The sequence below is a fragment of the Streptomyces sp. NPDC044061 genome (assembly GCF_056434305.1).
This window is the reverse complement of the sequence record NZ_JBWKFL010000013.1, coordinates 124,478-143,771: the sequence shown is the minus strand read 5'-3', so window position 1 is coordinate 143,771 and position 19,294 is coordinate 124,478. Positions and strand designations below refer to the sequence as shown.

The 19,294-nt window shown below is 72.1% G+C and carries 17 protein-coding genes; 9 read left to right on the top strand and 8 right to left on the bottom strand.

Annotation, left to right across the window (positions count from 1 at the left end):
• Window position 1: 1 nt before the first annotated feature.
• The 4 genes from rhaS to AC07CM_RS22340 all read right to left on the bottom strand — a co-directional run bounded on the left by rhaS (window position 2) and on the right by AC07CM_RS22340 (window position 4,728).
• Entirely contained in the window at window positions 2–1,081 is a 1,080-nt protein-coding gene (rhaS, locus tag AC07CM_RS22355) for a rhamnose ABC transporter substrate-binding protein (protein WP_478878180.1), read from the bottom strand.
• A 95-nt stretch (window positions 1,082–1,176) separates the two neighbouring features.
• Complete coding sequence (locus AC07CM_RS22350; protein ID WP_478878179.1) at window positions 1,177–2,151, bottom strand: ABC transporter permease; 975 nt, start codon at window positions 2,149–2,151, stop codon at window positions 1,177–1,179.
• Complete coding sequence (locus tag AC07CM_RS22345) at window positions 2,144–3,214, bottom strand: ABC transporter permease (RefSeq protein WP_478878178.1); 1,071 nt, start codon at window positions 3,212–3,214, stop codon at window positions 2,144–2,146. The genes AC07CM_RS22350 and AC07CM_RS22345 overlap by 8 nt, the downstream gene beginning before the upstream one ends.
• The gene (locus AC07CM_RS22340; protein WP_478878177.1) at window positions 3,211–4,728 is read right to left on the bottom strand and encodes a sugar ABC transporter ATP-binding protein; all 1,518 of its coding nucleotides are present in this window, start codon (window positions 4,726–4,728) and stop codon (window positions 3,211–3,213) included. The genes AC07CM_RS22345 and AC07CM_RS22340 overlap by 4 nt, the downstream gene beginning before the upstream one ends.
• Before the next feature lie 262 nt (window positions 4,729–4,990).
• On the opposite strand from AC07CM_RS22340, the gene rhaI reads away from it, so the two are divergent.
• From rhaI to AC07CM_RS22305, 7 genes are all read left to right on the top strand, one after another.
• Window positions 4,991–6,151: an L-rhamnose isomerase gene (rhaI, locus tag AC07CM_RS22335; RefSeq protein ID WP_478878176.1), complete on the top strand. Its 1,161-nt coding sequence runs from the start codon at window positions 4,991–4,993 to the stop codon at window positions 6,149–6,151.
• Window positions 6,152–6,282: 131 nt separating this feature from the next.
• Entirely contained in the window at window positions 6,283–8,322 is a 2,040-nt protein-coding gene (locus AC07CM_RS22330; RefSeq protein WP_478878175.1) for a bifunctional aldolase/short-chain dehydrogenase, read from the top strand.
• Window positions 8,319–9,767, top strand: a complete 1,449-nt coding sequence (locus AC07CM_RS22325) for a rhamnulokinase (RefSeq protein ID WP_478878174.1) — start codon at window positions 8,319–8,321, stop codon at window positions 9,765–9,767. Before AC07CM_RS22330 ends, AC07CM_RS22325 begins: the two co-directional genes overlap by 4 nt.
• Before the next feature lie 72 nt (window positions 9,768–9,839).
• Complete coding sequence (locus AC07CM_RS22320) at window positions 9,840–10,595, top strand: (Fe-S)-binding protein (RefSeq protein WP_478878173.1); 756 nt, start codon at window positions 9,840–9,842, stop codon at window positions 10,593–10,595.
• On the top strand, window positions 10,592–12,079 hold the full coding sequence (locus tag AC07CM_RS22315) for a LutB/LldF family L-lactate oxidation iron-sulfur protein (protein ID WP_478878172.1): 1,488 nt from the start codon (window positions 10,592–10,594) through the stop codon (window positions 12,077–12,079). The genes AC07CM_RS22320 and AC07CM_RS22315 overlap by 4 nt, the downstream gene beginning before the upstream one ends.
• The gene (locus AC07CM_RS22310; protein ID WP_478878171.1) at window positions 12,076–12,726 is read left to right on the top strand and encodes a LutC/YkgG family protein; all 651 of its coding nucleotides are present in this window, start codon (window positions 12,076–12,078) and stop codon (window positions 12,724–12,726) included. Before AC07CM_RS22315 ends, AC07CM_RS22310 begins: the two co-directional genes overlap by 4 nt.
• Window positions 12,727–12,793: 67 nt before the next feature.
• Window positions 12,794–13,948, top strand: coding sequence for an ABC transporter ATP-binding protein (locus tag AC07CM_RS22305; RefSeq protein WP_478878170.1), 1,155 nt, complete (start codon window positions 12,794–12,796; stop codon window positions 13,946–13,948).
• A gap of 21 nt (window positions 13,949–13,969) precedes the next feature.
• Here the strand turns inward: AC07CM_RS22305 and AC07CM_RS22300 are convergent, their stop codons facing one another.
• From AC07CM_RS22300 to AC07CM_RS22285, 4 genes are all read right to left on the bottom strand, one after another.
• The gene (locus tag AC07CM_RS22300; protein WP_478878169.1) at window positions 13,970–14,911 is read right to left on the bottom strand and encodes an ABC transporter substrate-binding protein; all 942 of its coding nucleotides are present in this window, start codon (window positions 14,909–14,911) and stop codon (window positions 13,970–13,972) included.
• Window positions 14,908–15,579 carry an ABC transporter permease gene (locus AC07CM_RS22295; protein ID WP_478878168.1) on the bottom strand — a complete coding sequence of 224 codons (672 nt, stop codon included), beginning with the start codon at window positions 15,577–15,579 and terminating at the stop codon, window positions 14,908–14,910. The genes AC07CM_RS22300 and AC07CM_RS22295 overlap by 4 nt, the downstream gene beginning before the upstream one ends.
• Window positions 15,576–16,256, bottom strand: coding sequence for an ABC transporter permease (locus AC07CM_RS22290; RefSeq protein WP_478878167.1), 681 nt, complete (start codon window positions 16,254–16,256; stop codon window positions 15,576–15,578). Before AC07CM_RS22290 ends, AC07CM_RS22295 begins: the two co-directional genes overlap by 4 nt.
• Window positions 16,257–16,351: 95 nt before the next feature.
• Window positions 16,352–16,933, bottom strand: a complete 582-nt coding sequence (locus AC07CM_RS22285; RefSeq protein ID WP_478878166.1) for a TetR/AcrR family transcriptional regulator — start codon at window positions 16,931–16,933, stop codon at window positions 16,352–16,354.
• A 151-nt stretch (window positions 16,934–17,084) separates the two neighbouring features.
• Between AC07CM_RS22285 and AC07CM_RS22280 the strand changes: the two genes are divergently transcribed.
• Together AC07CM_RS22280 and AC07CM_RS22275 are read left to right on the top strand one after the other, a co-directional pair.
• Window positions 17,085–17,942 carry an AAA family ATPase gene (locus AC07CM_RS22280; RefSeq protein WP_478878165.1) on the top strand — a complete coding sequence of 286 codons (858 nt, stop codon included), beginning with the start codon at window positions 17,085–17,087 and terminating at the stop codon, window positions 17,940–17,942.
• Window positions 17,939–19,288, top strand: coding sequence for a VWA domain-containing protein (locus AC07CM_RS22275; RefSeq protein ID WP_478878164.1), 1,350 nt, complete (start codon window positions 17,939–17,941; stop codon window positions 19,286–19,288). Before AC07CM_RS22280 ends, AC07CM_RS22275 begins: the two co-directional genes overlap by 4 nt.
• Window positions 19,289–19,294: the final 6 nt, after the last annotated feature.

The following is a 19,294-nucleotide window of genomic DNA, read 5'->3' as shown; positions in this document are numbered from 1 at the left end:
CCTAGAAGTTGAACTGGTCGATGTTCTTGGTGTCGAACACCGTCGGCTTGCCCAGGCTGATCACGCCGTCCTTGCCGATGGTGTAGGTGGTGGAACCGGCCTTGAAGGTCTCGCCCTCCTTGCCGGTGATCTGCCCGGAGGCGAGGGCCACGGCGGTGCGGGCGGCCAGGTCGCCGAGCTTCGCCGGGTCCCACAGCTCGAAGGCGTCGACGGTGCCGTTCTTGACGTACTTGCGCATGTCGTTGGGGGTGCCGAGGCCGGTCAGCTTGACCTTGCCCTTGTACTTGGAGCCGGACAGGTACTGCGCGGCGGCCTTGATGCCGACGGTGGTCGGGGAGATGATCCCCTTCAGGTCGGGGTGCTCCTGGAGCAGGCCCTGGGTCTGCTGGAAGGACTGCTGGGCGTCGTCGTTGCCGTAGGCGATCTTGACGAGCTTGATGTCCTTGTACTTGGGGTCCTTCAGCTCGTCCTTCATGTAGCCGATCCAGGTGTTCTGGTTCGTGGCCGTCTGGGCGGCGGAAAGGACCGCGATCTCGCCCTTGTAGCCGATCTGCTCGGCGAGCAGCTGCACCTCGGTGCGGCCCAGGTCCTCGGCCGACGCCTGCGAGACGAAGGCGTTGCGGCAGCCCGGGTTGGTGTCGGAGTCGTAGGTGACGACCTTGATGCCGTTGCTCATGGCCTGCTTGAGCGCGGTGCACAGGGCGCCCGGGTCCTGTGCGGAGACGGCGATCGCGTTGACCTGCTGCTGGGTGAGCGTGTTGACGTACGAGACCTGCCCCGAGGTGTCCGTGGCGCTGCTCGGGCCCACCTCCTTGTACTTGGAGCCCAGTTCGGCGACGGCCTTCTCGCCGCCCTTGTCCGCGGAGGTGAAGTACGGGTTGTTGACCTGCTTGGGCAGGAAGCCGACGGTCAGGCCCTTCTTGGTCGCCGCGTTCGGGTCGGCCTTGCCGGCCGACGAGGCCGCCCCGGAGTCGTCCTTGACGTCGTTCTTGGTGGTGCCGCCGCATGCGGTGACGGCGAGGGCGAGGGAGGTGGCCGCGGTGAGGGCGGCGCAGGTGCGGCGAAGGCTTGACTTACGCATGGCAGGGTCCTTTTGACGAGGGTGAGTACGGCGCGCCCGAAGGGGCGCGGGGAACCGCGCGGCCGGCCACGGAGGGCCCGCGGCTTCGATACGGCCTAACCGGCGGAGCGAGCCGCCCTGGCGACGGAGATCTGTCGTGCGACCCGCGGGCCGAGCACGGACACGACGAGCAGTACACCGGTGACGACGATCTGCGACTGCGCGGAGACGTTCGACAGACTCATCACGTTCTGCAGCACGCCGAGCAGGAACACCCCGGCGATCGCCCCGCCCAGCGTGCCCTTGCCGCCGTCGAAGTCGATCCCGCCGAGCAGCACGGCGGCGACGACGGAGAGTTCGAGCCCGGTGGCGTTGTCGTACCGGGCGCTGGCGTAGTGCAGCGCCCAGAAGATCCCGGTGAGCGAGGCCATCAGCCCGGTCGCCGTGAACAGGATCAGTTTGTTCCGCCTGACCCGGATCCCGGCGAACCGCGCGGCCTCCTCACTCGCGCCGATCGCGAACAGCGACCGCCCGAACGGGGTGGCGTGCAGGACGACCACGGCGATGGCGAGCAGCACGAGGAAGGGCGGCAGGGTCTGGGGCACGAACGTGTCGCCGATCCGCCCGGCCGCGAAGTCCAGGTACTGCGTGGGGAAGTCGGTCACCGCGTCCGAGCCGAGCACGATCTGTGCGATGCCCCGGTAGGCGGCGAGCGTGCCGATGGTGACGGCCAGCGAGGGCAGTCCGAGGCGGGTCACCAGCAGGCCGTTGACCAGCCCGCAGACCACGCCCAGCAGCAGGCACACGGGAACGATCGTCTCGATCGCCATGCCCTCGTTCCACAGCCTGCCCATCACCGCGCCGCACAGGCCGGCGGTGGAGGCGACGGACAGGTCGATCTCCCCGGAGACCACCAGCAGGGTCATGGGCAGGGCGATCAGGGCGATCGGCAGTGTGTTGCCGATGAGGAAGGAGAGGTTGAGGGAGTTGCCGAATCCGTCCACGGAGGAGAAGGAGAACAGCAGCAGGACGATCAGGAGTGCGCCGACGACCGTGTCCCAGCGGATGGCGCGGGTGAGGGACTCAGGCACCGGTGTTCTCCTTCGTGACGGCGGGCTTCCTCATGGCCGACTTCTTCTTCAGGGCGGCGGCCACCCGGAGGGCGACGATCCGGTCCACGGCGATGGCGAGCAGCAGCAGGACACCGTTGATCGCCAGCACCCACACCGAGCTGACGCCGAGGGCGGGCAGCACGCTGTTGACGGAGGTGAGCAGCAGGCCGCCGAGCGCGGCGCCGTAGACGCTGCCGGAGCCGCCGGTGAAGACGACGCCGCCGACCACCACCGCGCTGACGACGGTGAGCTCGTAGCCGTTGCCGGTGCCGGAGTCGACGTTGCCGAACCTGGCCAGGTACAGCGCGCCGGCGAGTCCGGCGAGGGCACCGCAGACGGTGTAGGCGGTCAGGATCCGCTTGCGCACGGGGATGCCGGCCAGGCGGGCCGCCTCGGGGTTGGAGCCGAGGGCGTACAGCTCACGGCCGCTGCCGAAGTGCTTGAGGTAGTAGGCGGTGGCGACGAGGACGGCGAGCGCGATGAGGGCCAGCCAGGGGACCGCCGAGAGTCCGCCGGAGCCGAAGTCGACGAATCCGCCGGGCAGGTCGGCGGCGGTGATCTGGCGGGAGCCGACCCAGATGGAGTCGATGCCCCGGACGATGTAGAGGGTGCCGAGGGTGACGACGAGGGCGGGGACCTGGCCGAGGCTCACGAGCAGGCCGTTGAGCAGGCCGAAGCCGATGCCGAGCAGGACGGCCAGGACGACGGCGACGACGGGGTTGCCGCCGCCGTGCAGATAGGTGCCGGCGGCGAAGGCGCTGATGCCGAGGGTGGAGCCGACGGACAGGTCGACGTTGCGGGTGATGACGACCAGGGACTGGCCGGTGGCGACCAGCACCAGGATGGTGGCGTTCAGCAGCAGGTCCTTGATGCCCTGCTCGGACAGGAACTCGCTGTTGCCCGCCTGGGTGACGGCGATCATCACCAGGAACACGACCAGGATGGCCAGTTCGCGCATCTTGAACACCCGGTCCACCAGGCGGGTGCCGCTGGACCCCGGCACCTCGGCGGCGGGGGCGGGGGTGGGGGCCGTGACCGTCATGCGGCGGCCCTCCCGGTGGCTGCGGCCATCACGGTTTCCTCGGTGGCGTCGGAGCGGGGGATCTCGGCGGTGAGACGGCCCTCGTGCATGACCAGCACACGGTCGGCCATGCCGAGGATCTCGGGCAGGTCGGAGGAGATCATCAGGACGGCGACCCCGTCGGCGGCCAGCTCGCTGAGCAGCCGGTGCACCTCGGCCTTGGTGCCGACGTCGATGCCCCGGGTGGGTTCGTCCACGATGAGCACCTTGGGGCCGGTGGCGAGCCACTTGGCCAGGACGACCTTCTGCTGGTTGCCGCCGGAGAGCGTGGAGACGGCGTCCGTGATCCGGGCGTACTTCACCTGGAGCCTGACCGCCCAGTCGAGGGAGCGGCTGCGCTCGGCGCCCCGGTCCATCAGGCCCGCCTTCACGGTCGTACGCAGTCCGGTCAGGCCGATGTTGCGTTCGATGGGCATGTCCATCACCAGGCCCTGGGCGCGCCGGTCCTCCGGGACCAGGGCGAGGCCGGCGGCCATGGCGGTGGACGGGGCGCCGTTGGTCAGCCCGCGGCCGTCCACGAAGACCTCGCCCGCGTCCCAGCGGTCGACGCCGAAGACGGCCCGGGCCACCTCGGTGCGGCCGGCGCCCACCAGTCCGGCGAGGCCGACGATCTCACCTCGCCGTACCTCGAAGGAGACGTCGGTGAAGACGCCCTCGCGGGTCAGCCGGCGCACGCTCAGGGCGACCTCGCCGGGCGTGACGTCCTGCCTGGGGTACAGCTCGTCCAGGTCGCGGCCGACCATGCGGCGGACCAGGTCGTCCTCGTTCATCCCGGCGAGGGGTTCGCTGGCGATCCAGGCGCCGTCGCGCAGGGTGGTGACCCGCTGGCAGATCTCGAAGATCTCCTCCAGCCGGTGCGAGATGAACAGCACGGCGGCGCCCTGCTCGCGCAGGGTGCGCACCACACCGAAGAGCCGGGCGACCTCGCTGCCGGTCAGGGCGGCGGTCGGCTCGTCCATGATCAGGACACGGGCGTCGAAGGAGAGCGCCTTGGCGATCTCCACGATCTGCTGGTCGGCGATCGACAGACCGCGCGCCGGCCGGTCGGGGTCGAGTTCGACGCCGAGCCGTTTCATCAGGGCGGCGGTGGCCGCGTGGGTGGCCTTGTGGTCGATCCGGCCGAGGGCCCGCCGGGGCTGGCGGCCCATGTAGATGTTCTCGGCGATCGACAGGTCCGGGAAGAGCGTGGGTTCCTGGTAGATCACGGCGATCCCGGCGTCACGCGCGTCGCCGGGGCCGTGGAAGGCGACCGGCTCGCCGTCGAGCAGCACCCGGCCGGCGTCCGGTCGGTGCACCCCCGCGAGCGTCTTGATCAGGGTCGACTTGCCCGCGCCGTTCTCCCCGGCGAGGGCGTGCACCTCGCCGGGGAACAGCTCCAGGGACACGCCCCGCAGGGCGCGTACGGCGCCGAAGGACTTGGCGACGTCCCGCAGCGCGAGCACCGGGGCCGGACCCGTGTCGGACGGGTGGGTCATGGATGGCTCCTCGACGACACCGGCGGCACTGCCTCCCGGCGTCGTGAAAGGTTTCAACTGGATTGCCGGGACGTTAGGCATCCCGGCGTTGCCACGTCAATGGGTTCGTGTCGAAAAAGTTTCGATAGTCGAAGTTCACGGACGAGTCACGGAAAATCGGGTCGCCTGGAGCGCTTGACACCCCTGCGGACGGCTCATAGCTTGCCGTTCTGAATCGTTTCACCAGTTCCGTCGTTTCACCGGACATCCCAGGAGCCCCGAAGTGACCGACCTCGCCGCGGTGAAGGCCGCGCTCAAGTCCCAGGCCGTCGAGACGCCGTCGTGGGCGTACGGGAACTCGGGGACCCGTTTCAAGGTGTTCGCCCAGGCCGGCGTGCCGCGCACCCCTCGGGAGAAGCTGGCCGACGCCGCGAAGGTGCACGAGTTCACCGGCGTGGCGCCGACCGTCGCCCTGCACATCCCGTGGGACAAGGTCGACGACTACGCGGCACTGGCCAAGTTCGCGCAGGAGCGCGGGGTCCGGCTGGGGGCGATCAACTCCAACACCTTCCAGGACGACGACTACAAGCTGGGCAGCATCTGTCATCCGGACGCGGCGGTGCGCCGCAAGGCCGTCGCTCATCTGCTGGAGTGCGTCGACATCATGGACGCCACCGGCTCGCGGGATCTGAAGCTGTGGTTCGCCGACGGCACGAACTATCCCGGACAGGACGACATCCACGCCCGGCAGGACCGGCTGGCCGAGGGACTGGCCGAGGTGTACGAGCGGCTCGGGGACGGGCAGCGGATGCTGCTGGAGTACAAGTTCTTCGAGCCGGCCTTCTACACGACGGACGTGCCGGACTGGGGAACGGCGTACGCGCACTGCCTGAAGCTGGGTCCGAAGGCGCAGGTCGTGGTCGACACCGGGCACCACGCGCCGGGGACCAACATCGAGTTCATCGTGGCGACCCTGCTGCGGGAGGGGAAGCTCGGCGGGTTCGACTTCAACTCGCGCTTCTACGCCGACGACGACCTCATGGTGGGAGCGGCCGACCCCTTCCAGCTGTTCCGGATCATGTACGAGGTCGCACGCGGGGGCGGTTTCACCTCCGACGTGGCGTTCATGCTGGACCAGTGCCACAACATCGAGGCGAAGATCCCGGCGATCATCCGGTCCGTGATGAACGTGCAGGAGGCGACGGCCAAGGCGCTGCTGGTGGACCGGTCGGCGCTGGCCGCCGCGCAGGCCTCCGGCGACGTGCTGGAAGCCAATGCCGTGCTGATGGACGCGTACAACACGGATGTGCGGCCGCTGCTCCGTGAGGTGCGGCAGGAGACGGGGCTGGACCCCGAGCCGCTCGCCGCGTACGCCCGGTCCGGGTGGGCCGAGGAGATCGTCGCCGAGCGTGTCGGTGGTCAGCAGGCCGGGTGGGGGGCGTAGGCGTCCGCGCGGTTCCGCCGTCCGCGGGCTGCCGGTCCCCGGTGGTTGACCGCGCCCCGCGGCGGAGCCACTGAACGACACGGCCCCGCGCCCCTGAACAGCTCATCCTCTTCTTCGAAGGACTGACACGCATGGCAACCCATCCCGAAGCCGCCGCCCTTCTGGCCCGCTCCCACCGGCTCGGCGCCGATCCCCGGAACACCAACTACGCCGGCGGAAACGCCTCCGCCAAGGGCACCGACACCGACCCCGTCACGGGCGGTGACGTCGAGCTGATGTGGGTCAAGGGGTCCGGGGGCGACCTCGGCACCCTGACCGAGGCGGGCCTGGCCGTGCTGCGGCTGGACCGGCTGCGGGCACTCGTCGACGTGTACCCGGGGGTGGAGCGCGAGGACGAGATGGTCGCCGCGTTCGACTACTGCCTGCACGGCAAGGGCGGGGCGGCTCCCTCCATCGACACCGCCATGCACGGGCTCGTGAACGCCCCGCACGTGGACCATCTGCATCCCGACTCGGGCATCGCGCTCGCCTGCGCGGCCGACGGGGAGAAGCTGACCGCCGAGTGCTTCGGCGACAGCGTGGTGTGGGTGCCCTGGCGGCGGCCCGGATTCCAGCTCGGACTGGACATCGCCGCCGTCAAGGAGGCCAACCCGCGGGCCGTCGGATGCGTGCTGGGCGGACACGGCATCACCGCGTGGGGCGACACCGCCAAGGAGTGCGAGGGCAACTCGCTGCACATCATCCGCACCGCCGAGGCCTTCCTCGCCGAGCGCGGGAAGGCCGAGCCGTTCGGACCGGTGATCGAGGGGTACGAGGCGCTGCCCGAGGCCGACCGCAGGGAGCGGGCCGCGGCCCTCGCGCCGCACGTCCGCGCCCTCGCCTCCCAGGACAGGCCGCAGGTCGGCCACTTCGACGACTCCGCGGCCGTCCTGGACTTCCTGGCCCGCGCCGAGCACCCGCGGCTGGCGGCCCTGGGCACCTCCTGCCCCGACCACTTCCTACGCACCAAGGTGCGGCCTCTCGTCCTCGACCTGCCCCCGAGCACTCCCCTCGAGGACGCCGTCGCCCGGCTGAAGGAGCTGCACGCCGCGTACCGGGAGGAGTACGCCGCCTACTACCGGCGGCACGCCGAGCCCGACTCCCCCGCCATGCGCGGCGCGGACCCGGCGATCGTGCTCGTCCCCGGTGTCGGCATGTTCTCCTTCGGCAAGGACAAGCAGACCGCCCGGGTGGCCGGCGAGTTCTACCTCAACGCCGTCAACGTGATGCGGGGCGCCGAGGCGGTCTCCTCCTACGCGCCCATCGAGGAGGCGGAGAAGTTCCGCATCGAGTACTGGGCCCTGGAGGAGGCCAAGCTCCAGCGGATGCCGAAGCCGAGGCCGCTCGCCACCCGGGTCGCCTTCGTGACGGGGGCGGGCAGCGGCATCGGCAGGGCGATCGCCGGCCGGCTGGTGGCCGAGGGCGCGTGCGTCGTCGTCGCGGATCTCGACGCGGCGAACGCGGCGGCCGTGGCGCAGGAGCTCGGCGGTCCGGACAAGGCCCTCGCCGTCACCGTGGACGTCACCTCCGAGGAGCAGATCGCGGCGGCGTTCAAGGCCGCGGTGCTGGCCTTCGGCGGGGTCGACCTCGTCGTGAACAACGCGGGCATCTCCGTCTCCAAGCCCCTGCTGGAGACGTCGGCCCGGGACTGGGACCTGCAGCACGACATCATGGCCCGGGGCTCCTTCCTCGTCTCGCGCGAGGCGGCCCGCGTGATGATCGCGCAGAACCTGGGCGGCGACATCGTCTACATCGCGTCGAAGAACGCCGTCTTCGCGGGACCGAACAACATCGCCTATTCCGCCACCAAGGCCGACCAGGCCCACCAGGTCCGGCTGCTGGCCGCCGAGCTGGGCGAGCACGGCATCCGCGTCAACGGCGTCAACCCCGACGGTGTGGTCCGCGGCTCGGGCATCTTCGCCGGCGGCTGGGGCGCCCAGCGGGCCGCCGTGTACGGCGTGCCGGAGGAGAAGCTGGGCGAGTTCTACGCGCAGCGGACCATCCTGAAGCGGGAGGTGCTGCCGGAACACGTGGCGAACGCGGTGTTCGCGCTCACCGGCGGCGAGCTCACCCACACCACCGGGCTGCACATCCCGGTCGACGCGGGTGTGGCGGCCGCGTTCCTGCGATGAGCGCGGGACCGAAGTCGTACGCCGCCGTCGATCTGGGCGCCTCCAGCGGGCGGGTGATGGTCGGCCGGGTCGGGCACGACACGCTGGAGCTGAGCGAGGCGCACCGGTTCCCGAACCGGCCGGTGCGGCTGCCGGAGGGGCTGCGCTGGGACGTGCTCGCGCTGTACGCGGGGGTGCTCGACGGACTCCGGACGGCGGGGCAGGTGGACTCCGTCGGCATCGACAGCTGGGCCGTCGACTACGGCCTGCTCGACGCCGACGGCGCGCTGCTCGGCAACCCGGTCCACTACCGCGACGCCCGGACGGACGGCGTCGCGGACCAGGTGTGGGCGAGCGTGGCCGCCGCCGAGCTGTACGCGGCCACCGGGTTGCAGTACGCCCCCTTCAACACCCTGTACCAGCTCAGGGCCGCCCGCTCCACCGCCCGGTTCGCGCGCGCCCGGCGCCTGTTGCTCATTCCCGACCTGCTGACGTACTGGCTCACCGGCGAGCAGGGAACCGAGCTGACCAACGCCTCCACCACCCAGCTCGTCGACCCCCGCACGCGCGCGTGGTCCTACGACATCGCCGAGCGGCTGGGCATCGACCTCGGCCTGTTCCCGCCGCTGCGGCTGCCGGGCGACCCGGCGGGCGTGCTGCGGCCCGAGGTGCTGGAGGAGACCGGCCTCACCGGCCCGGTGCCGGTGACGGCGGTGGGCTCGCACGACACCGCGTCCGCGGTGGCCGCCGTGCCCGCCACCGGCGAGAACTTCGCCTACATCTGCACCGGCACCTGGTCCCTCGCCGGCCTGGAACTGGGCGCACCCGTGCTCACCGAGGAGAGCCGGGCCGCCAACTTCACCAACGAGCTGGGGCTGGACGGGACGGTCCGCTACCTGCGCAACATCATGGGGCTCTGGCTGCTCCAGGAGTGCGTGCGGGCCTGGGGCGACCCCGACCTGGGCGCGCTGCTGCGCGAGGCGGCCGGGGTGCCGGCGCTGCGCTCGGTGGTGGACGCCGGGGACGAGGCGTTCCTCGCGCCGGGGCGGATGCCGGAGCGGATCGCCGAGGCGTGCCGCGCCTCGGGGCAGCCCGTGCCCGCCACACCGGCCGAGATCACCCGCTGTATCGTCGACTCCCTGGCCCTCGCCCACCGCCGGGCGGTGGAGGACGCGCGGCGGCTGGCGGACCATCCGGTGGAGGTCGTGCACGTCGTCGGCGGCGGTACCCGCAACGCGCTGCTGTGCCAGCTCACCGCCGACGCATGCGGGCTGCCGGTGGTGGCGGGACCGACGGAGGCGGCCGCGCTCGGCAACGTCCTCGTGCAGGCCCGCGCCCACGGCCTGGTCGGCGACCTCGCCGACATGCGCGGACTGCTCACCCGCACCCAGCCGCTGACCCGGTATCAGCCGCGGGGCGGCACCGCGCGCTGGCGGGAGGCGGAGGCCCGGCTCGCCGCGCCGTGAGCCGCCCCCTCCCTTCGGTGGTATCCGCCCATTACCCTGCACTCGTCCGATGACCGACCCCGAGGAGCCGCGATGCGTGTCGCACTGTTCCTGACCTGTGTCAACGACACGCTCTATCCGGACACCGGCCGCGCCGTGGTGAAACTGCTGACCAGACTGGGCGTGGAGGTCGACTTCCCGATGGCCCAGACGTGTTGCGGACAGGCCCACTACAACACGGGCTACCGGCATGAGGCCGAGCCGCTGGCCCGTCACTTCTCCGATGTCTTCGGGGAGTACGAGGCGATCGTGACCCCGTCCGGGTCGTGCGGGGCGATGGTGCGGGAGCTGTATCCCCGGATGGGTGAACGGGCCCGGGCCGAGGGGCGCGGAGACACCCTGGCGACGGCCCTGGCGCCGGTGGTGCCCAAGACGTACGAGCTGACGGAGTTCCTGGTCGACGTCCTGGGCGTGACGGACGTGGGCGCCCACTACCCGCACCGGGTCACCTACCACCCGACCTGCCACGGCCTGCGCGGTCTCGGGCTCGGCGACCGTCCCCGGCGGCTGCTGCGGGCGGTGCGGGGGCTGGAGCTGGTCGAGCTGCCGGGGGCCGAGGAGTGCTGCGGGTTCGGCGGGACGTTCGCGCTGAAGAACGCGGACGTCTCGGCGGCGATGGGGGCGGACAAGGTGCGCAACGCCGAGTCGACCGGCGCGGAGGTGCTGTGCGCGGCCGACAACTCCTGCCTGATGCACATCGGCGGGACCATGACCCGGCTCGCGGTGGGCATGCGGCCGGTGCACATCGCCGAGATCCTGGCGAGCACGGAGGAGGAACCGGCGGTATGAGCGGGACGTTCGTCGGCATGCCGGCGTTTCCGAAGGCGGCGCACGACGCGGTCGCCGATCCGACACTGCGCGGCAACCTCCGCCATGCCACCCACACCATCCGCGCCAAACGGGCCAAGGCGGTCGCCGAGCTGTCCGACTGGGCGCCGCTGCGGGAGGCGGGCCGGCGGATCAAGGACCACACCCTGCGCCATCTGGACCGCTACCTGGTGCAGTTGGAGGAGGCCGTCACCGCCGCCGGAGGCACGGTCCACTGGGCGGCGGACGCCGACGAGGCCAACCGGATCGTCGCCGAACTGGTCAAGGCCACGGGCGAGTCGGAGGTCGTCAAGGTCAAGTCCATGGCCACCCAGGAGATCGGGCTCAACGAGGCCCTCGAGGCGGAGGGCATCCGGGCCTACGAGACCGATCTCGCCGAGCTGATCGTGCAGTTGGGCAAGGACCGCCCCTCGCACATCCTCGTTCCCGCCATCCACCGCAACCGCGGTGAGATCCGGGACATCTTCCGCTCCGAGATGGGCGGGTGGGGCCGCCCGGCCCCCGAGGGCCTGACCGACACGCCCGCCGAACTCGCCGAGGCCGCGCGGCTGCACCTGCGGGAGAAGTTCCTGCGGGCCAAGGTCGGCATCTCCGGCGCCAACTTCATGGTGGCCGAGACCGGCACCCTCGTCGTCGTCGAGTCCGAGGGCAACGGCCGGATGTGCCTCACGCTCCCCGAGACGCTGATCTCGGTCGTCGGCATCGAGAAGATCGTGCCCACCTGGCGGGACCTGGAGGTGTTCCTGCAGACCCTCCCGCGCTCGTCCACCGCCGAGCGGATGAACCCGTACACGAGCATGTGGACCGGGACGACGGACTCCGAGACGGCCGACGGCCCCGGCACATTCCACCTGGTCCTGCTCGACAACGGCCGCACGGACACCCTCGCCGACCAGGTCGGCCGCCAGGCGCTGCGCTGCATCCGCTGCTCGGCCTGCCTCAACGTCTGCCCCGTGTACGAGCGGGCGGGCGGGCACGCGTACGGATCGGTGTACCCGGGCCCGATCGGCGCGATCCTCAGCCCGCAACTGCGGGGCACGGGTAGCGAGATCGACGCCTCGCTGCCGTACGCGTCGAGCCTGTGCGGGGCCTGCTACGAGGTGTGCCCCGTCGCCATCGACATCCCCGAGGTGCTGGTGCACCTGCGGGAGCGGGTCGTGGAGGGCGGTCCGGCGGTCCGGGAGGGCAACAGGGTGGTGCTGAAGCCGGCCAAGGGGCACGCGGCCGAGCGGGCGGCCATGCGGGCGGCACGCTGGGCGTTCGCGCACCCGGGCGCACTGCGCGCCGGCCAGCGCCTCGCCTCCCGCACCCGCCGGCTGCATCCGCGCACCCTGCCGGGTCCGGGCCGGGCGTGGAGCGCGACCCGGGACCTGCCGCCGGTGCCCGCGGAACCGTTCCGCGACTGGTGGCAGCGCACGAACGGCGGAAAGGACGGCGCCAAGTGAGCAGCAGGGAAAGGATCCTGGGGCGGGTGCGGCGGGCCCTCGCCGACGTGACCCCGGACGAGCGGCCGTACGAGGAGGCCGTGCCCCGGGACTATCTGCGCGAGCACGGAGGCCCGGGTGCCGAGCGGACGGTCGACCTGCTCGCCGAGAACCTAGCGGACTACCGGGCGATCGTGCACCGCTGCTCCGAGGGCGAACTGCCGTCCCTGATCGGCCGGTTGCTGAGGGGCCGGAAGGCGGCCCAGGTGCTGGTGCCGCCCGGTCTCGACGAGGCCTGGCTCGCGCGGGTGGACGTGACCCGGGTCGCCGACCGGAGCGACCGCACGGCGCACGACCTGGACCGGGTGGACAGCGTGGTCACGGCCTGCGCGGTGGCGATCGCCGAGACCGGCACGATCGTGCTGGACGGCGGCCCCGACCAGGGCCGCCGCCGGATCAGTCTCGTGCCCGACCACCACGTCTGCGTGGTCCGGGTCCCGGAGCAGGTCGTCTCCTCCGTGCCCCAGGCCCTGGAACGGCTCTCTCCCACCCGTCCGTTGACCTGGATCTCCGGTCCGTCGGCCACGAGTGACATCGAGCTGGACCGGGTGGAGGGGGTGCACGGGCCGCGCACGCTGGAGGTGGTCCTGGTGACGGCGCGGCCGTGACCGGGAGGTCGTCCCTTCGCCCGTTCGGAGGCGGGCGGGCCGGGGCGGGCACGGCTAGCGTGAGGGAATGATCCGGTTCGAGCAGGTCACCAAGCGGTATCCGGACGGTACGACGGCCGTGGACGGACTCTCCTTCGAGGTGTCCGAGGGCGAGCTGGTCACGCTCGTGGGCCCCTCCGGCTGCGGCAAGACGACGACCATGATGATGGTGAACCGGCTCATCGAGCCGACCTCCGGCCGGATCTTCGTGAACGGCGAGGACGTCGCCCGGGTCGACCCGGTGCGGCTGCGCCGCCGGATCGGTTACGTCATCCAGCAGGTGGGCCTCTTCCCGCACCGCACGGTGCTGGACAACACGGCGACCGTGCCGGCCCTGCTCGGCTGGAAGCGGTCGAAGGCCCGGGCCCGTGCCGCAGAGCTGCTCGATCTGGTGGGCCTGGACCCGAGGACGTACGGGACGCGCTACCCGGAACAGCTGTCGGGCGGCCAGCGGCAGCGGGTGGGCGTGGCCCGGGCGCTCGCGGCCGATCCACCGGTGCTGCTGATGGACGAACCGTTCGGCGCGGTCGACCCGGTGGTGCGCGAGCAGTTGCAGGACGAGTTCCTGCGCATGCAGGCCGCGGTGCGCAAGACGGTGCTGCTGGTCACGCACGACATCGAGGAGGCGGTCCGGCTCGGCGACCGCATCGCGGTGTACGGGCAGGGCCGCATCGAGCAGTTCGACACTCCGGGAGCGGTGCTCGGGGCGCCCGCCACCGACTACGTCGCCGGGTTCGTCGGCGCCGACCGCGGGCTGAAGCGGCTGTCGGTCACCGAGATCGAGCCGGACGATCTCGAACAGCCGCCGGTGGCCCGCCTGGACGAGCCCGCCGCGCGTGCCGCCGAGCGGCTGCGGGCCGAGTGCGCCCGGTGGGCGGTCGTCCTCGACGCGCACGGCGATCTGCACGGCTGGGTCGGCATCGACGGGCTGGCCGCCGGCGGCACGGTCGGTGACCTGGCGCACCGGATGACGGCGTGGGTGCCGGTGGGCGCCCCGCTGAAGCAGGCCTTCGGGGTGATGCTCCAGTACGACGCCGGATGGGTCGCGGTGCTGGACGGGGCGCGCTTCGTGGGGGTGCTGACCCCGGCGAAGCTGCACGAGGCACTGCGCCGCTCGGTGGACGCGGACCGGCGTGGTGTGGCACGGGGGCAGGTGCCGTTCGACTCCGTGGCGGACGCCTGAGCCCGCCGGTCGCCGGGGGCGTCACTTCAGCAGGCCCTTGTCCTTCAGATAGGTGCGGGCGACGTCGGCGGGCAGTCGGCGCCAGCTGTCGACCTGCCGGTTCAGGTCCGCCAGGTCCGCCGTGGTGAGGACGTCGTTGAGCCTGCCCAGGGCCCTGGCCACGCCCGGACCGCCCGCGCGGGAGCGGTTGACGACCGGGACGACGTAGTCGGCGTTCTGCAGGTGCCTGTCGTCCTCGAGCAGGACCAGGCCGAAGGAGTCGAGGGTGGCGTCCGTGGTGGTGGTGAGCACCATCTGGTCCCGGCCGTCCTGCACGGCCCGCTTGGCCTGGGTGGTTCCCACGCCCTTCGGGTCGACCCCGGTGATGTCGATGCCGTACACCTTCCTCAGTCCCGGTGCGCAGTACGGCCGTTGCACGCACTCGTCACCGGCGGCGAGCCGTACCCTCAGTTTCGCGGCGCCCAGGTCGCCGAGGGTCTTCAGCCGGTGCTGCCGGGCGTAGGAGGCGCTCACCGCGAAGGCGTTCTGGTCCACCGCGCGCCCGGGTGGGAGGACCGTGAGCCCGCGGGGTGCGGCCAGCCCGCGCAGGGCGTTCATCGTGGTGTCGAGGTCGGGCGAGCCGACCGGGTGCGCGGCGGCGCCGTGGGTCTTGGCGTTCAGCCAGTCGGCGAGGGTGGCCGCGTACTCGGGCACGACGTCGATCTGGCCGGACTCCAGGGCCGGTTCGTACAGCTCCCGGTTGGCGACCGTGATCAGGGACGTCTTGTAGCCGGCCTGGTTCAGCAGCTGCGCGTACATCTGGGCGAGCAGGTCGCTCTCGGTGAAACCGGCCGAGCCGATGGTCAGGTGGTGGCTGTCACCGGGGGGCGCGGTGACCTCGCCCCGGTTCTCCAGGGACGGTCCGGTGGAGCAGCCGGTGAGAGCGGCGAGGACGCACACCGCGACCGCGGCACGGACCCTCACCGGCCGCCCCGGGCCCAGGCCGGTGCCAGGCGTTCGGCGATCTCGAAGACGGCCTCGACGATCAGTGCGAACACGGCGACGAGGAGGGCGCCGGCGACCACCTGGGGCGTGCTGGCCAGGTTGAAGCCCGCCGTGATGATCCGGCCGAGTCCGCCGCCGCCCGCGAGCGCGGCGATGGTGGCGGTGGCGACGAGCTGGACGGCGGCGATCCGCACCCCGTTGAGGACCATGGGAAGGGCGAGCGGCAGTTCCACACGGAACAGCGTCTGCGCCCCGGTCATCCCCATGCCCCGGGCGGCCCGGACGACGCTCCGGTCGACCTCGCGCATGCCGACGTAGGCGTTGGTGAGCAGGGGCGGCACGGCGAACAGCACCAGGGCGACCACCGCGGGGCCCTCGCCCCACTTGCCGACCGGGGTCAGCAGGAGCAGGACCAGCACCGCGAAGGTGGGGACCGCCCGGCCGACGTTGGAGATGTTGACGGCGAGCGCGCCGCCCCTGCCGAGGTGGCCGAGGAGCAGCGCGACGGGCAGCGCGATCAGGCAGCTGATGACGAGGCAGACCACGGTGAGCACCAGGTGCTGGAACAGCCGGTGCAGGACACCGTCGTCGCCCGACCAGTGGGCGGGGTCGGTGAGCCAGTCCCAGGTGGCGCCGAGGGTGTTCATGCGCGGGCCGCCCTCGCCCAGGGGGTGATCAGCCACTGCACGCCCAGCAGGAGCAGGTCGGCGGCGACGGCGATCAGTACGCACAGCACGGAGGCGGTGAGCACCTGGGCCTTGAAGTAGGTGTTCATGCCCGCGTAGATCAGGTTCCCGAGGCCGCCGAAGCCGACGATCGCGCCGACCGTGACCAGGGAGACCGCGGAGACGGTCGCGATGCGCAGTCCGGCCATCGCGGCGGGCACCGCCAGGGGCAGTTCGACGGTGAGCAGCAGCCGTACCGGACCGTAGCCGAGGCCGCGCGCGGCCTGCCGGGTCTCCTGCGGTACCGCGCGCAGCCCGGCGAGGATGTTCCGCACGAGCAGGGTGAGGGAGTAGAGCACGAGCCCGGCGACGACCAGGGAGGCCGAGAGGCCGTAGAGGGGCAGGAGCAGGGAGAACATCGCCAGGGACGGGATGGTGTAGAGGATCGTCGTCACGCCGAGGACCGGGCCGGCCGCCAAGGTCCAGCGGCGGGCCAGCACGGCCAGCGGCAGGGCGAGCGCGAGGCCGATGAGGACCGACACCGCCGTCAGCTGGAGGTGCTGGACGACCGCGTCGAGCAGGATCTGGCGGCGCGTGCTCAGATAGGCGCCGCAGATCCACTCGTTGCGCGCGAGGCAGTCGTCCGGGGGCGCGGTCACGAGTCCATTGCACCGGGCGGCCGAGCGGGGCGGCGCGTTGTGGTGGACCGTCCGGGGGTGCGGGGGCGCCGGGCCGGCGTCAACAACGCTCGAGGTCAATGCGCCTGGCGCAGTCCGGCCGCGTCCAGCAGTGCGGTCGCGGTCGCCGTGGCGAGTCCGTCGTCCAGGTGCTCCACGCGGGCGCCGGCGCGGGCGCCGGCGCCGTCGAAGACCAGCATGAGCTGGCGGGCGAGCAGTTCCGGGTCGCGCGCGCCGCCCCGTTCCGCCTGTGTGCGGAAGCCCAGTTCCAGGCGTTCCTTGACCGCGCGGGCGACCTCGCTCGCCGGGTGCTCGGGGTCCTTCAGCTCGACCAGCACGGCGAGGTAGGGGCAGCCGAAGTAGTCGGGGTCGACGGAGGCCTTCTCCAGCTGCTCGAAGACGTACAGGATCCACTCGCGCGGCGTGGCGGAGTCCGGGTCGGCCGGCGTCAGCCGGCCCTCGTACCAGGGGATGCGCCGCTCCAGGCTCGCGGCGAGCATCTCGTCCTTGCTGTCGAAGAGCTGGTACATCGACCGCTTGGAGACGCCGGCGGCCCGGCACAGCGCCTCGACGCCGATGGAGACGCCGTCGCGGTAGAAGAGCCGGGAGGCCGCGTCGAGCAGCCGGTCGCGGGGGGACGCCTTGTCCGTGGTGGCCATACGCCGAGGTTACCGCGTCCGGGATGGTCGGAAACCGATCGGTTTGCACGCTCGGGGTCTGCTCGGGGCCCCGGGAATCCCGTGACAAGCGGGGTGAACAAGCGCTTAGATAGGTGCTCGAACGCAGCTCACGACCCACCCGGAGGCCCCGGTGTTCACATCCGTCGACGACGTCTCCGCCCGCCTCGCCGAAGCCGGATACCTCGCCTCGCCCGCGGTCGCCACGACCGTCTTCCTCGCCGCGCGGCTGGGCAAGCCGCTGCTGGTGGAGGGCCCCGCCGGGGTCGGCAAGACCGAGCTGGCCAAGGCCGTGGCCCAGGTCGCGGAGGCACGGCTGGTACGACTGCAGTGCTACGAGGGCGTCGACGAGTCCCGGGCCCTGTACGAGTGGAACCACGCCAAGCAACTGCTGCGCATCAGCGCGGGCCGCGACGAGGACTGGGACGAGACCCGCACCGACATCTTCAGCGAGGAGTTCCTGCTCCCCCGCCCGCTGCTGACCGCGATCCGCGGCGACGAGCCGACGGTGCTCCTGATCGACGAGACCGACAAGGCCGACGTGGAGATGGAGGGACTGCTGCTGGAGGTGCTCAGCGACTTCCAGGTCACGGTCCCGGAACTGGGCACGATCACCGCCACCCGCCGCCCCTTCGTCGTGCTCACCTCCAACGCCGGACGCGAGCTGTCCGAGGCGCTGCGCCGCCGCTGCCTGTTCCTGCACATCGGCTTCCCCGAGGAGGAGCTGGAGCGCCGGATCGTACGGCTGAAGGTGCCCGCGCTCGGCGAGGCCCTGGCCGAATCGGTGGTGCGGGTGGTCGGGGCGCTGCGCGCGATGGACCTGCGGAAGGTGCCCTCGATCGCGGAGACCGTCGACTGGGCGCACACCCTGCTGGCCCTCGGCGCCGGCACGCTGGACGAGACGGTCGTACGGGACACCCTGGGCGTGATCCTCAAGCACCAGGAGGACGTGCAGAAGGCCGCCGCCAAGCTCGATCTGGACGCGCTGTGAGCGGTGTCGAGGAGCGGATCACCGGCCTGGTGGGCGCACTGCGCGCGCACGGCGTACGGATCGGCACCGGGGAGACCGTCGACGCCGCCCTGGCGGCGCGGGAGCTGGGGCTCGCCGACCGGGAGCTGCTGCGCGAGGGGCTGGCCGCGACCCTGCTGCACGGCGCGGGACAGCGGGCGGTGTTCGACCCCGTCTTCGACCTGTACTTCCCGCGCGGCGTCGGTGCCCCGGACGGCGGCCGCGCGGACCGGGCGGAGCTGCGCGACCGGATCGCGGACGCGCTGGCCGCCGACGACCGGTCGGTGCTGGCCCGGTTGGCCGCGGAGGCCGTCGACGGCTTCGGCGGGTACGGGAGTTCACCGGGTGCGGACGGCTGGTCGGCGTACCAGACCCTGGACCGGCTCCGCCCGCAGACCCTGCTGGCCCGGGTGCGGGCCGACGTCCGGGGCCGGGACGGCGGCGCGGGGTTCGCGGACCGGCTGCTGGACGACGAGATCCGGCGCCGTATCGAGGCATTCCGGGGACTGGTCGCGACGGAGGCGCGGCGCCGGGTCGCCGAGCGGCGCGGGCGGGACGAGATCGCCCGGCGGGCCGTCGCCCCGACCGCCGACCGGGTGGACTTCCTGTACGCGGGCCGGGACCAGCTCGCCGAGCTGCGCAGGACGGTTCAGCCGCTGGCGCGCAAGCTCGCGACCCGGCTGGCCGCGCGCCGCCGCCGGGCCGCGCGCGGCACGGTCGACCTGCGTCGCACCCTGCGCTCCTCGCTGTCGACGGGCGGGGTGCCGATGCGGCCCGTGCGGCGCAGACGCCGTCCCGCCCGGCCCGAACTGGTGCTGCTGTGCGATGTGTCGGGCTCGGTGTCCGGCTTCGCGGACTTCACCATGCTGCTGGTGCAGGCGCTGCACGACGAGTTCAGCAAGATCCGGGTGTTCGCCTTCGTCAACCGCCTCGACGAGGTGACCGACCTGCTCGGTCACGGCCGGGCCGACCCGGACGGGCTCGGCGCCCGGATCCGCGCCGAGGCCACGCTCACCGGCTGGCACGGCAGCAGCGACTACGGCGTCGCCCTCGGCGAGTTCGCCGAGCGCTACGGCGCCGCGGTCGGCCCCCGCACGACGGTGTTCGTGCTCGGGGACGCCCGTACCAACATGAGCGACCCGAACCTGCCCGCCGTCCGCGAGGTCGCCCGGCGCGCCCGGCGCGTGTACTGGCTGAACCCGGAGCCGCGCACCCAGTGGGGCACCGGCGACTCGGCGGCGCCCGACTACGCCGAGCTGGTGGAGATGCACGAGTGCCGCACGGCCCGGCAGCTCGGCGCGCTGGTCGCCCGGCTGCTGCCCGTGTGACCCTGG

Excerpts from the sequence above, each read along its gene's own strand:
- rhaS (WP_478878180.1), bottom strand. The coding sequence starts at position 1,081 with ATGCGTAAGTCAAGCCTTCGCCGCACCTGCGCCGCCCTCACCGCGGCC.
- AC07CM_RS22345 (WP_478878178.1), bottom strand. The coding sequence starts at position 3,214 with ATGACGGTCACGGCCCCCACCCCCGCCCCCGCCGCCGAGGTGCCGGGG.
- AC07CM_RS22340 (WP_478878177.1), bottom strand. The coding sequence starts at position 4,728 with ATGACCCACCCGTCCGACACGGGTCCGGCCCCGGTGCTCGCGCTGCGG.
- AC07CM_RS22330 (WP_478878175.1), top strand. The coding sequence starts at position 6,283 with ATGGCAACCCATCCCGAAGCCGCCGCCCTTCTGGCCCGCTCCCACCGG.
- AC07CM_RS22325 (WP_478878174.1), top strand. The coding sequence starts at position 8,319 with ATGAGCGCGGGACCGAAGTCGTACGCCGCCGTCGATCTGGGCGCCTCC.
- AC07CM_RS22320 (WP_478878173.1), top strand. The coding sequence starts at position 9,840 with ATGCGTGTCGCACTGTTCCTGACCTGTGTCAACGACACGCTCTATCCG.
- AC07CM_RS22315 (WP_478878172.1), top strand. The coding sequence starts at position 10,592 with ATGAGCGGGACGTTCGTCGGCATGCCGGCGTTTCCGAAGGCGGCGCAC.
- AC07CM_RS22305 (WP_478878170.1), top strand. The coding sequence starts at position 12,794 with ATGATCCGGTTCGAGCAGGTCACCAAGCGGTATCCGGACGGTACGACG.
- AC07CM_RS22295 (WP_478878168.1), bottom strand. The coding sequence starts at position 15,579 with ATGAACACCCTCGGCGCCACCTGGGACTGGCTCACCGACCCCGCCCAC.
- AC07CM_RS22285 (WP_478878166.1), bottom strand. The coding sequence starts at position 16,933 with ATGGCCACCACGGACAAGGCGTCCCCCCGCGACCGGCTGCTCGACGCG.